This window comes from Isosphaeraceae bacterium EP7 (assembly GCA_038400315.1).
GTDB lineage: Bacteria > Planctomycetota > Planctomycetia > Isosphaerales > Isosphaeraceae > EP7.
The window spans coordinates 3,181,181-3,194,141 of the sequence record CP151667.1 but is presented as its reverse complement, the minus strand read 5'-3'; the positions used below and the strand labels follow the sequence as shown (position 1 = coordinate 3,194,141).

11 protein-coding genes are annotated in these 12,961 nt (G+C 69.2%); all 11 read right to left on the bottom strand.

The genetic code is table 11. The annotated features are described in order from the left end of the window. Window positions 1-10 precede the first annotated feature (10 nt). Window positions 11-271 (bottom strand): hypothetical protein, encoded by a 261-nt coding sequence (locus tag EP7_RS12335; RefSeq protein WP_463528151.1) that lies wholly within the window; start codon window positions 269-271, stop codon window positions 11-13. Between the two features lie 177 nt (window positions 272-448). Then, entirely contained in the window at window positions 449-3,088 is a 2,640-nt protein-coding gene (tssH, locus tag EP7_RS12330) for a type VI secretion system ATPase TssH (RefSeq protein WP_463528150.1), read from the bottom strand. A 79-nt stretch (window positions 3,089-3,167) separates the two neighbouring features. Continuing rightward, entirely contained in the window at window positions 3,168-3,458 is a 291-nt protein-coding gene (locus tag EP7_RS12325; protein ID WP_463528149.1) for a PAAR domain-containing protein, read from the bottom strand. Between the two features lie 3 nt (window positions 3,459-3,461). Further along, window positions 3,462-4,232: a DUF6931 family protein gene (locus EP7_RS12320; RefSeq protein WP_463528148.1), complete on the bottom strand. Its 771-nt coding sequence runs from the start codon at window positions 4,230-4,232 to the stop codon at window positions 3,462-3,464. A 52-nt stretch (window positions 4,233-4,284) separates the two neighbouring features. Further along, complete coding sequence (locus EP7_RS12315; RefSeq protein ID WP_463528147.1) at window positions 4,285-6,357, bottom strand: type VI secretion system Vgr family protein; 2,073 nt, start codon at window positions 6,355-6,357, stop codon at window positions 4,285-4,287. A 195-nt stretch (window positions 6,358-6,552) separates the two neighbouring features. Beyond that, window positions 6,553-7,632 (bottom strand): type VI secretion system baseplate subunit TssG, encoded by a 1,080-nt coding sequence (tssG, locus tag EP7_RS12310; protein ID WP_463528146.1) that lies wholly within the window; start codon window positions 7,630-7,632, stop codon window positions 6,553-6,555. Further along, window positions 7,596-9,428 carry a type VI secretion system baseplate subunit TssF gene (gene tssF, locus EP7_RS12305; RefSeq protein WP_463528145.1) on the bottom strand — a complete coding sequence of 611 codons (1,833 nt, stop codon included), beginning with the start codon at window positions 9,426-9,428 and terminating at the stop codon, window positions 7,596-7,598. The genes tssG and tssF overlap by 37 nt, the downstream gene beginning before the upstream one ends. Next, window positions 9,425-9,916 (bottom strand): type VI secretion system baseplate subunit TssE, encoded by a 492-nt coding sequence (gene tssE, locus EP7_RS12300; protein WP_463528144.1) that lies wholly within the window; start codon window positions 9,914-9,916, stop codon window positions 9,425-9,427. The genes tssF and tssE overlap by 4 nt, the downstream gene beginning before the upstream one ends. Window positions 9,917-10,058: 142 nt before the next feature. Further along, window positions 10,059-10,556, bottom strand: coding sequence for an Hcp family type VI secretion system effector (locus EP7_RS12295; protein WP_463528143.1), 498 nt, complete (start codon window positions 10,554-10,556; stop codon window positions 10,059-10,061). Window positions 10,557-10,702: 146 nt separating this feature from the next. Then, complete coding sequence (gene tssC, locus EP7_RS12290; protein ID WP_463528142.1) at window positions 10,703-12,193, bottom strand: type VI secretion system contractile sheath large subunit; 1,491 nt, start codon at window positions 12,191-12,193, stop codon at window positions 10,703-10,705. Between the two features lies 1 nt (window position 12,194). Further along, a complete protein-coding gene (gene tssB / locus EP7_RS12285; protein ID WP_463528411.1) occupies window positions 12,195-12,740 on the bottom strand; it encodes a type VI secretion system contractile sheath small subunit in 546 nt (181 codons plus the stop codon). Between the last annotated feature and the right edge of the window lie 221 nt (window positions 12,741-12,961).

The window sequence follows — 12,961 nt, the reverse complement described above, 5'->3', positions numbered from 1 at the left end:
TTCCCGAAGATCAGCCGGGCGTTGTGGCCGACCGCACCGATTCTACCTTGGATTGGAGCTTGGTGGTGATGGCGCTGGCGAGCAGTTCGACCTCGAAGACGGCCCGCAGGATCGAGTCGCCGGCGGCGCCTCGCGAGTCGATCGGGGCCAGGTTGCCGATCACCGCGAGCATCTGGGGGCACTTTGATAAGTAGGTATGATCGAGTTTGATGATGTTGCGAGAGGGGATGTGCCCGACCCCGTGGAGGTCGGGCGAGTCGTATAGCCGCATCAGGGCGACGACGTGGATGAACTCGCGCAGCTCCTCGATCGAGGCGAGGGTCCGCTTGCGCTTGTGGTCGTGCCGTTCCTCATGGTCGATACCGCTCGACGGCCCGGGGCAAAAAAGCAGGTCGGATCTCCGAAGGGCCGGGACCGTTTCGAGCCGGCCTGCATCTCGCTGCTTCCCTCAGGCGATCTCGTAGGTGAACTTCCCGTCGGAGTCAAGGGTTGCATTGACACTCGTGGTGGATTGGCCGGATGCCATGCGGGCGAGGATGGCCTCGGAGAGCTCGGGAAGGAGGGACCGGGTCAGGATGTGGTCGACGTTGCGGGCGCCACTGTCCACTTCGAGGCAGCGGGCGGCGACGGCGTCGATGAGGGCGTCGGAATAGGTAAAGGTCGACTTGTGGTTCTTTTTCAGTCGGGCGGCGATGTGGCCGAGCTGAAGGCCGATGATCCGGCGCATCACGTCGTCGGAGATGGGGTAATACGGCACGGTGATCATCCGGCCCAGGAGCGCGGGAGGGAAGGCCTTGAGCAGGTCGGGGCGGATCGATTCGGCGAGCGGGCCGGGGTCTGGGGCGGTCTCGGGGTCGGCGCAGAGGGCCATGACGGTGGCGGTTCCGACGTTGGAGGTCAGGAGGATGATCGTGTTCTTGAAGTCGATCGCGCGGCCCTCGCCGTCCTCGAGGAGCCCCTTGTCGAAGACCTGGAAGAAGAGTTCCATGACGTCCGGGTGGGCTTTCTCGACTTCGTCGAGCAGCACCACAGAGTACGGCTTGCGGCGCACGGCCTCGGTGAGCACCCCCCCTTCCCCATAGCCCACGTAGCCGGGGGGCGAGCCCTTCAGTCCCGAGACGGTGTGCGACTCCTGATACTCGCTCATGTTGATGGTGACGAGGTTCCGCTCGCCGCCATACAGGGCGTCGGCCAGGGCCAGTGCGGTCTCGGTCTTGCCCACGCCGCTGGGGCCGACGAGGAGGAAGACGCCCACGGGGCGGCGGGGGTCGGTGAGGTTGGCCCGCGACGTGCGCACCCGCTGGGCGATCGCGTGCAGGGCGTGGGCCTGGCCGATGACTCGCTCGCCGAGGCGATCCTGAAGGTTCAAGAGCGTGTGAATTTCATCGGCCAGCATCTTGCCGACGGGGATGCCGGTCCAGCCGGCGACGACCTCGGCGATGGCCTGGCCGTCGACGCAGGTGTGCATCAGGGGGGACTCGCCCTGGAGCGCACGCAACTCGGCGGTGGCGGCCTCGAGATCGGCGAGGGCGGCGTCATCCCCCTGCCCTTGCGCGTGGCGGGCCTCGATCTGTTCGCGGAGGGCGCGGACGCGGGCGACGACTGTTTTCTCGGCCTCCCAGCGTGCTTCGAGGGCGGCGAGGCGGGCCTTCGCGGCTTCGAGGTCCTCGTCACGCTCGGCGAGGCGATCGACGTGGGGGGCGCCCGAAGCGGCCTCGCGGCGGAGGATGCCGATCTCGACGTCGAGGACCTCGATCCGACGGCGGGCGTCCTCGACGGCGGGCGGGATGGCCCCCTGGCTGATGGCGACTCGGGCGCAGGCGGTGTCCAGCAGGCTGACGGACTTATCCGGGAGCTGTCGGCCGGGGATGTACCTGGCGGAGAACTTGACCGACGCCTCGACGGCCTCGTCCAGGATGCGTACGCCGTGGTGGGCTTCGAGCATGCCGGTAATCCCGCGCATCATCTCGATGGCCCGGTCTTCGGCGGGCTCCTCGACCTTGACGACCTGGAACCTGCGGGCGAGCGCGGCGTCCTTCTCGAAGTATTTCTTGTATTCGGCCCAGGTCGTCGCGGCGATCGTGCGGAGGTCGCCGCGGGCGAGCGCGGGCTTCAGCAAGTTCGCCGCGTCATTCTGGCCGGCCTGCCCGCCAGCTCCGATGAGGGTGTGGGCCTCGTCGATGAAGAGGATGATGGGGACGGTTGATGCCTTCACCTCCTCGATGACCTGCTTCAGGCGATTCTCGAACTCCCCCTTCACGCCGGCGCCGGCCTGCAAGAGGCCGAGGTCGAGCGTGCGCAGGGAGACGTTGGCGAGCGCCGGGGGAACATCACCGGCGGCGATCCTGCGGGCGAACCCCTCGACGACAGCGGTCTTGCCGACGCCCGCCTCGCCGGTGAGGATCGGGTTATTCTGGCGCCTGCGGATGAGGATATCGACCATCTGGCGGACCTCGGAGTCACGCCCCAGCACCGGGTCGATCTTGCCGGCGCGTGCCCTGGCGGTGAGGTCGACGGTGTACTGGTCAAGCGCCGGCGACTTGGTCGACATCGGGGAAGTCGCGTCGGCCGTCGAGGGCGACGAGGCCCTGCCGGCATCGGCGGGCGACTCGTCCTCGGGGGAGCCGGCGACGATCTTGAGGAAGTTGCCGGCGAGCGCCTCGGGCGAGACCTTGGCGAGCTCGGGCGAGATCCCGCGTGCCAGCCGAGCGAGCGCGGGGTCGGAGACCAGGGCCAGCAAGAGCGTGCCGGTGCGGACCTTGGCGAGGCCGAACTGGACGGAGGCGAGGAGCCAGGCCTCGCGGATGAGGTCGGCGATGGGCTCGGCCAGCGCGGGTGTGCGGTCGTTGCCGGTGCGCAGGGCGTCGAGGGCGCGGTTGATGTCCCGGCCGAGGTGGGCGGGGCTGATGTCGAAATAGCGGAGGATGCGCGGGACGTCGGCGTCGGGGCCATCGACGAGGGCCGAGAGCCAGTGCTCGACCTCGACGCTCCGATTGGTGCGCACCAGGCAGCGGTTGGCGGCGTCCATCAGGGCGTCGCGGCTGGCCGTGTTGAGGGTCCTGATGAGTGCGCCTGAGTCGAGGGCCATGGGGCGTTCCTGCGGGTTCGATGGGGGGACGTGGCCGACTTGACTCGCGGAGGAGGTCCGAGGGCTCCCGGCGGGCGGATCAGTTGATGAGGACGGTCGGATAGCCCATGGCGATGACGCCGCCGTGCGCGGTGAGGTCGCCCATGCGTGCGGCGGGCAGGCCGCCGATGAGGACGGTGAAGCTGCCCAGGACGATGACGTCGGGGGGCCCGACGCAGACGGCCATGTCGCCCACGCGTGCGGCGGGCAGGCCGCCGATGAGGACGGGGAGCCCGCCGGGCGGCAGGATGGGGCCGCCGACGTGCGGGACCAGGACGGTGACCAGGGCGCAGACGTGCATGTCGCCGACGCGGGCTGCGGGCTGGGGCATAGTTCAGTCCCAGTTTGAGGGGCGGCGCGCGGGGCCTTGCGGGCCGGCCGGCGCTGCGGGCATCGGCCCCGGGCCGGCGGCCCTGGGCATCGGGTCGGGGTCTGAGAAGGGGACGACGGGCCGGGCTTTCGGGGCCACGGATGATGAAGACGCGTCCGGGGCCGAGGCCTGGCGTGGGGCTTCGGGCCAGGGGTGCTTGCCTGCGGCAACTTCCAGGCCCAGGGCGAGGTCGGCGGCGAACGCGTCGGGGGCCTTCTCGGGGGTGGTGGTGACGGTGGCAAGGATCACGGCGCAGGCGGCGCCGTGGGCCGTCAGGTAGGGGCCGGGGGGGATGGCCGGCACGTCGGGGGGCCCCAGGCTGCCGCCCGACCAGAAGGCGGCGACGGCGGCGCAGCCGGCGGGGGTGGCCAGGCCGGCGAGGTCGGCGGCGGCCTGCGCGGCGCGGCGGTTGGGCTCGGATGGGTCGGAGACCCAGGCCTCGGCGGCGGCTTGCGCGTCGATCTGTTCACGCGGCGGCGTCTTGCCCAGGCCGGCGGCCCTGCGGACGCAGAGGCAGGCCCACCAGACGGCCTCGCGTGGGGGAATGGCGTGGGCCAGGGCCTTGATGGCCTCGGTGTGCAGGCCCTTGCCGGCCAGGAGATTGACGAACGCGGGGGGGGCGAGGCCCGGGTCGGCCAGGGCCTTCGTCTCGTCGGCGGCGGCGTACCGGCCGACGACCTGCGTGGCGGTCTCGGCGGTGAAGCCCGTTTTCATGGATGTGGTCGTCTGGCTCATGTCCGGTCCCGGCCGTGTCTGGGCGTGTCGCGTGTCGATCCGATTCCGAGGCTCAGCCGATCATGGTGACGCCGCCGCCCATCTTGAGCATCGCGTCGGCCTGCACCATCACCATGGCGCCCTTCACCTCGGTCATGACCTGCCCCTGGACGGTGACCTTCATCCCCTTGATAGTGACGCCCATCTGGTCGATGGTAAGGCTGCTCTGGCCCACCTTCAGGGTGATCGATTGCAGGGCCTCGGTGCTGCTGGCACCCAGGTCGAGCTTGGTGGTCTGGTTGCCCATCTTGATCTTGAGCGAGTCGTTCCCCATGTCGATCACGACGTTGCGGTTGCCCATCTTGATGGCGTGAGAGTCGTTGCCCATGGCGACGACGACGTCGCGGTTGCCCTTCTCGACGGTCACCTTCTCGTTGCCGGTCTTGACGGTCTCGGTGCGGTCTTTCCAGATCTCGATGGTCTGGCTGCCGTCGTCGGCCTTGGCGCTGCCCACCTTGAGCGTGTCGTTATTCTCGACGACCCGATCGAAGTCTCGCTCGGCATGCATGTAGACTTGTTCGGAGCCCTTCTTGTCTTCGAACCTCAGCTCGTTGAAGTTCTCGGGGCCGCCCTGGGGGGTGCTGCGGGTCTTCAGGCCGCTCTGGGTCTTGTTGTCCGGCAGGGTATAGGGGGGCATCATCTGGGCGTTGAAGACGCTGCCGGTGATGATCGGGCGGTCGGGGTCTCCCTCGACGAAGTCGACGATGACCTCCTGACCGATGCGCGGGATCTGCACGGCGCCCCACCCGGCGCCGGCCCAGGGGGTGCCGACCCGGACCCAGCACGAGCTGTCGGCCTTCAGGTTCTCGGTGCGGTCCCAGTGGAAGTGGACCTTCACGCGGCCGTATTTATCGGTGAAGATCTCGTCGCCAGCGGGGCCGGTGACGACGGCCGTCTGCGGCCCGCGCACGGAGGGCCTGGGCGTGGTCCGCGCGGGGCGGTAGGGCTGGCCAGCGGGGATGGCGGTGAACTCGTTGCGATAGGGGGAGGCCGAGCCGCCCGACCGGACGGAGTCGGTCGACTGCATCTCGTGGCGCACGGATGTGAAGATATAATCTCCGTCGCCGTCGTGGTGCCCCCTCATGGTGAACCTGCGGCCGGCGGCCATCGAGCGGTCGTCCCCCTCGCCCACGGCGACGATGCCGCCGGCGAGCTGCTCCTGGAGGCGGATGCGGGCGATGCGCGGAGCCTGCTGGTCGATCTTCCCGAGGTCGCCCGGCTGGCTTCCGCCGGTATGATCGACGCCGTCGAACCAGTGGGCGTAGCCGCCGGGGTAGTCGTAGAGCTCCAGCTGGCCGTTGTTGCCGACGGACTGAGGGTGGGTGTGCTTGCCCACGACGACCGGCGGCGGCGACGACGAATTGCCCTCTAAATGCTGATGCGGCCGCTGCCAGTGGTGGTCGAAGAGCGTGACCTGGCCCGAGCGGAGCTGCTGGCCCTGCTCCCAGGCGACGATGCCGTAGTCGGCCTCGAGATAATCTCGCATCCCCAGGACGGGGCGGTCCGGGTCGGGCACGAAGGAGTCGTTGTGGTCGGCGACGACCATCGAGTGCGCGCCGCCGGGCCCGTGGGTGAAGAAGTAGAAGATCCCCTCGTCTTCCATCAGCCGCGAGGCGAACTGGAAGTCGGTCTCGCGGTACTGCGCGCAGAACTCGCGACTGGGGTAGGTGCCCTGGAGCTGATAGGTGACGTCGAGCCCGGCGAGGACGATCTTGAGGATCTCGGGGACGGACTTCTGCTGGAAGATCCGGCTGTCGGTGCGCCTCGTCAGCAGCCAGTGGGTGGGGACGACCTCCATGCGGTAATCGGTCGTGTAGTTGCCGCGGAAGCCCTGCGTGATCCGCTTGCAGATGCCGCCGAAATGCCGATAAGTCCCCAGGGCCTCCAGCTCGGCGGCCACGCCCACCTTCTTGCCGAGCAGCCGGTCGAAGACTACGGGCGTGTCGTTGGTGGCGATGAGAGACAGGTCGATCTGGTAGAGCTGCGAGACCCCCTCGTCGGCGATCATGCCGGTGAGGATGAATGCGTCGGGCCCCAGGGGGGTCTCGACTTGCAGGGTCCGCGAGGACTGGATCGGTCCTGACATCGCGTCGTCTGCCTCGGTTCCTTGAGCCATGATCGGGGTCCCGCCCGTTGGATCTGCCCGCGCGCCGCCGGGGTCGCGTCGGGGATTGTCTCATGCGTCGCCGCGACGGGCAAGCAGACGCGGGAAGTCGGGTTCCGCACCTGTTACGGCCGCTGATGGCCGTATCGGACACACAAATGCCGGCATCTGTCGACTTCAGACTCCCGAGGGGAAGACGGCCTCATCGGCGTCGGCCTCCCTCGGCCGGCTGACGAGCCAGGCGTCGCGCCCCAGGCGGGCGCCGGCCCCGGGGGTGGCACCCAGCCGGCACGGGGGGACCTGGTCGGCCTTCAGCACGAGCTGGACGTCGAAGGAGAGCTCGCCGCCGACATAGAGGCGGGTCAGCTCGGCGAGCGGCCGCAGCGACGGGCCGCCCGGCAGGAGGGCCCGGTACTGGCCGAGGTCGAGCGGGCCGATGCGTAGCCGGAAGCGGCCCTGGACGTCGCGGACGCGTCCCCCGACCACGAGGTCGACGCCCAGGCGGTTGAAGCCCCCCGCGCGGCCCATCCGCGACCGATCGGCGGGGTCGAGGGCCAGCCATGAGCCCTGGAACTGGATGACCTCGACGGGATAATCGGCGTAGTCGAGCAGCATGGCCGAGAGCATCACGGCGGGCCGCTGACGGCGTGCGAAGAGGTTCGCGTACGCCAGCGGGACGGAGTCGGGCAACCCCTGGCGGTCGCGCAGGGCGGGCAGCCCCAGGCCGATGAGCGCCATGAGGTGGCGGTTCAGCCCGTCGTCGTCGGGGCGGCCGTGCGCGACGGCGCGGAGCCTCGCCTGCTCGTCGGCAACCAGCGGCCGGTGCTTTTCCCAGGCCCGATAGAAGAGCGAGATGAGCCGGTGGTTGAACAGGTCGAGGAAGGCGGCCAGGCCGGCGTCTCCGGCGCGCCTGCGTTCCTGGACGAGCTCCGTGTAGGCGTGAGGCATCGCGCCCGAGGGGCCGGTGAGGCCGAGGAAGGCGACGGTCATCACCGGCGGCGGGTCGTCCGCGCGCGGGGCCCCCGCCCCGACATCCAGGCCGTTGAGCGTGTGAATGGAGCTGGGGGGGAAGGCCAGCCCGAGCCTGGCGGCGAACCGGACGATCTCCCGGCCGGGACGCGCCGAGCGGCCCACCGCCGCGCGGCCGGGGCGCAGCAGGCCGAGCAGGCGGACGGCCTGGAAGAAGTCGAATCGGTGGGGCTCGGCGCCGAGGATCTCGGCTAGAGCAAGGGCCGGTCGCCGGCTCGGGGGGGCCATTTTCTCAGGATTCCTTCCCGCTGTCGGGTCCGCGCGACGAGCTGGCTGAATGAGTTGATCGAGGCATAGAGGCCGAGGAAGCGGTCGAGCACCGAGGCCAGCAGGAACGCGCTGCTGCCGGCGAACTCGGCCTCGTCGAACTCGACGGTCACCTCCTGTCCCAGGCAGGCGGCCGGGCCGAAGGCGCGGCCCGTCCGGCCCGCGACGCGGCGGCAGGACAGCCCGACGATCCCGCCGATCATCTGCCGGGTGGCGGGCGAGTCGGCGAAGTCGTGCAGCCTGAGGATCTCGCGCAGGGCGTCCAGGCCGCGGCCGTCGCCGTCGTCCGAGATCGACAGGTGATTGAGCGAGAGCATGGAGATGAGTCGCCACTGGGCGCCCCGGCCCGACGGGGGGCGCAGCGACCTGGTCGGCTTGACCAGGCAGCGGACCCGGCTGAGCGAGACGCCGGCCTCGGCCGTGAAGTCGCCCGCCTCGCCGCCGAAGGGGAGCTTCGCCGGCAGGTCGCGATTGGTGCAGGTGGCACGGACGGTGATGACCTCGGAGGCGGGCACGCGCGGGTTGAACTCGGGGTCGGTGAACGAGAGATAGACCTCGGTGCCCGGGTCATCCTTGCGCGGCGAGGGCCGTCGGGCGGCGTGCCAGTAGGCCGACGGCCGGCCGTCGGCGCCGTGCTGCACCGAGTAGAACGGCCGATACTCGACGGCCTTGCCGAGATACCCGTCCGAGCCGCTGACGCCGTCGACGGAATAGACCTCGGTGGTCCCCTGGCGCGCGACGTCGGGCACGACTCGGTACTCGTGCTGAACCTGGGACAGGGCGATGGGCTCGGTGATCAGCGGGAACAGGTTCACCGCGGGGGCGCACCCCAGGCGGAAGGTCTCGGGCTGCACCATCAGGTCGGACCGGGGTGAGCGGCCCAGGAAGACGAGCAGGTCGACGTCGCCGACGAAGCCGCGGGTCGACAGGCGGGACAATCCCGTCATATCGACGAATAAGAACTTCTGGGGGAACGCGAAGAATTCCTGGAGCAACCGGTAGCCGGGGAAGGCGTGCCCCGGCTGGGGGAACATCGCCTCGTCGGGCTCGAAGCCGACCGGCCGGAGGCAGTCGGGCGGCAGCGAGATCAGCTCGACCCGACCGTCGGCCGTGCGGCCCCGCGCCATCACGCCCCGGGCGTCATTCAGCAGGAGTTCGTGCAGGACGTAAGGGGTGGTCCCGGTGCCGTCCAGGTAGAACCGCAGCCGGTCCATGGCGCCCAGCTGGCCGAAGGACAGGCCCTCGGCGGGGCGCAAGGTCAGTTGCAGCAGAGCCACGGCGTCGGGGGGCTTGCCCTCGACGTTCACGCGGTCGAGGTCGAGCCGGACGGCGGCCACGTCCACAGGCCAGAGCGCGACCGGGGAGGTGGTACGGAACCGGCAGGGGCCGCCGGCGGCGGGCCTGGAGTCGAGCCGGGTGCCCTGCTCGATCCGCGTCGGCTCGGCGGCCCTGGCCGCGTCGCGGCCGGGGACGAACTGGACGACGGTCATCGACGGCAGGGGGCGCTGGTAGTGCGGCTGGAGCAGGCCGATCAGGCCGTCGGTGATCTCGGGGAACTCGTCGTCGATCTTTTTGCGCACCCGGGCGGTGAGGAAGGCGACCCCTTCCAGCAGCCGCTCGACGTGCGGGTCCTCGCACTTGTCGGCCTCCAGCAGCAGCCTCGACGCCAGGCGCGGGTACTTGCCGGCGAACTCGGCCCCCATCTCGCGGAGATATTCCAGCTCGCTGTTGTAATAGCCCAGCAGCTCGTCGATCAAAGGGTGTCCTCCCCCACGACGAACGAGCGGGTGGCCAGCTCCAGGGTGGAGTCGAACGTGACGGCCACGGGGGCGGGGTCGGCCCTCAGCATGGCATCGATCTTGAATCGGAGGTTGCGGTCGACGCCGGGCTCGCGCACCAGGCTGACGCGCACCCGGGTGAGCCTGGGCTCGAACCGGGCGATGGCCTGCTCGATGGCCCGGCGCAGCTGGTCGCGGTGCGACTGGTCGTTCAGGCTCGACGCGGTGAAGTCGGGCAGTCCGTACGTCAGCGAGGAGACTTGCAAGTGCCGCAGGTCCTCGGGCAGGTCGATCGGCGACCGCTTGCAGTTGAGCAGCCATTCCAGGTCGCGCTTGACCGAGGCCCGGACGGCGGCGACGGTAGCCGGCGGGTCGGGCGACTCCCCCGAACGGCGGCCCGGGTCGGCGTCGACGAGCCGGTCGAGGATCGAGACGACGAGCTTGCGGTCGACGGTCGGTGGCGGCATCGGCGCCAGTCCTTCGGATCGGGATCTGTCAGGGTCGTCGATGAGGTCGACGGCGCCCGGGGCGGCCGGGCCCCGGGTTCGGGGCCGGCCGCCCCGCGGGGCGACACGATCGATGGTCGGGCCGGTTCGCGCCGGGACCGCGTCACTTGCCGGCGGTCATCTTCTTCAGGTCCCAGCCGCCCACGACGTCGCTGCCCGCGGTGCCGTCGGCCTTCTGGTCCTTGTAGGTGAAGTCGACCTTGGCGAAGTTCAGGCTGATCTGGTCCATCGGGATCTCGTCGCCGCCGCCCGAGCCGCCGGTCTGGTAGCTGGAGACCAGCAGGTCGGACATCACGACCTTGAGGAACTGGACGGCCGCCTTGCCGCCGGCCTTGCGGGCGATCAGCGTCCCCGTCTTGATGTGCTCGCCGCTGGCGCAGGCGGCCATCAGCTTGGGCGACGCCTTGTTCGTCTTCATCGTGAAGTGGAAGTCCTGCATGCTCACCTTGCCGCCGCCGCCGCCGCCCCCGTGCGAGAACGACCCGGTCTGCGTCGCGCCCCAGCTGTATGACTCGATCTGCATGTAGTCGGTCAGGCCCTCGACGGGCGACTCGCCCTTGATGCCCGCGCCATCGAGCTTCAGGAAGTAATCAACAGCCATCGTGGTTTCTTTCGCGTCCGGGGTTCATCTCGCGGGGCCGTCCGTCGGCCTCCGTGTTCATGGATTGATACGAGTGCCGGGCGGCGAAGTGACTCGACATTCCCGGAATTCGGCCCGGATCACATATGGTGATCCGAGCGCATGACTCACTTCACCGACTGCGGCAGCTCGGCCACCAGGCGCAGCGAGACGGTCAGCTCCTCCAGCTGGAAATGCGGCCGGAGGTAGGCGATCGCGCGGTAGCTGCCGGGCTTGCCGGGCACCTCCTCGACGTCGATCCGGGCCTCGCGCAGCGGGTGGCTGGCCTTCACCGACGCCGACGCGGTGTCGTCCTCGGTGACGTACTGGAGGATCCAGGCGTTGAGGAATTGCTCGACGTCGGTCCGGCTCATGAACGAGCCGACCTTGTCACGCATCATCGACTTGAGGTAATGCGCAATCCGCGACGTGGCCAGGATGTAGGGGAGCTGCGTGGCCAGCCGCGCGTTCGCATTGGCCGAGTCGTCGTTGTACGTCTTGGCATTCTGGCACGACTGGGCGCCGAAGAACGCGGCGTAATCCGTGTTCTTGCAGTGGACCAGCGGCATGAACCCCAGGTCTGAGAGCTCCTTCTCGCGGCGGTCGGTGATGGCCACCTCCGTCGGGCACTTCAGCGCCACCTCGCCGTCGTCGGTGGCGAACGTGTGCGTCTTGAGCCCCTGCACCAGGCCGCCCCCCTCGACGCCGCGGATCGAGGCGCACCAGTGGTGCTGCGCGAACGAGTCGGTCAGGCGGGTGGCCAGGGCGTAGGCGGCGTTGCCCCAGAGGTACTTGCCGTGGTCGGTGCCGTCGACGTCCTCCTTGAAGTTGAACGCCTCCACCGGGACGGTCTCGGGCCCGTAGGGCTCACGCATCAGGATATGAGGGAGGGCGAGCGCGACGTAGCGGGCGTCGTCGGAGTTGCGGAAGCTGCGCCACTTGGTGTAGTCGGCCGTCTCGAAGATCTTGGCCAGGTCGCGCGGGCCGGAGGTCTCGGTGAAGTCGTCCCAGTTGAACAGCTGCGGGCTGGCGGCCGACAGGAACGGGGCGTGCGCCGCGGCGGCGACGTTGGAGATCTTCTCCAGCAGCGAGATGTCCTGCGGCGACCGACCGAACTCGTAGTCGCCCACCAGGGCGCCGAACGGGGCCCCGCCGAACATGCCGTATTCGTCCTCGTACACCTTCTTGAACAGGGCGCTCTGGTCGAACTCGGCGGCCCGCTCCATGTCCTTGAGCAGGTCCTTCTTGCTGGCGTTCATCACCCGCAGCTTCAAGGAGGTGCCCGTCTCGGCCTGGTGCACCAGGTAGTGCAGCCCGCGCCACGACGCCTCCAGCTTCTGGAAGTCCTCGTGGTGGAGGATGGCGTTGAGCTGCTCGGACAGCAGGGCATCGATCTGCGCGATCCGCGCGTTGATCATCGCCGAGGTGTCGGGCGAGACGGTCATCGTGCCCGACATGATCTGGTCGACGAACTCGCCGATCAGGTCCTTGGCCAGCGCCCGCTGCTCGTCGTCGCGGGCCAGCCTCCCCTGGGCGATGATCCTGTCGAGCAGGCCGGTCTCCTGCACGGTGGTCGAGGCGCCCGCGGCGGCGGGTCGGCTGGCTTCGGCGCTGCTCATCTCAGGCGTCCTCCCCTTGCGGCGTGCTCGCGCCCGCGATGGCGCCCTTGCCCCGGCCGGTCTCGGCTCCCAGGGCCTTCAATGATTCGGTGTTGTTGATCACGTCCTGGAGTAGCTCTTCCAGCTTGTCGTTGCCGTCCATCTTGTTCAGCAGGTTCGACAGCTTGTCGCGCGCCTCCAGCAGCTTTCGCAGCGGCTCCACCTGCTTGACGACCGCCTCGGGGCTGAAGTCGTCGATGTGCGAGAACTTCAGCTCGACGTTCATCTTCGAGCCGTCGCCCTGCAGCGTGTTGTCCACCTGGAAGGCCAGCCTCGGCTTGATCCCGGCCAGCACCTTGTTGAAGGTGTCGCGGTCGATGTCGACGAACTTGCGGTCCTTCAGCTTGGGCAGGGCCTCCTCGGGCTTGCCCGACAGGTCGGCCATCACGCCCACCACGAACGGGAGCTCCTTGGCCTGGATGGCGTCGCCCACCTGGACGTCGTAGGTCATGTGGACGCGCGGCTTGCGGATCCGGTCCAGCTTATGCTGGGTGCTCTCGGCGGCCATCGCGGTCATCTCCCCATAGGATCCGAGGCGGAAGAACATGCCGATTCGGGCGATCATCGCCCCGGCTCTCGCGGGCATGCCGAGCCTGAAGAATCGCGGCACGGCGGCGGACTGTCAATCGGGTCGCGACGCCGCACTACGCCAATCTCGGCGTCTCCCCCGCGCTATCAACGGGCCGGTCTGCCCTCGGTGACACAAAGAACGCCGAAGGATCAACTTGT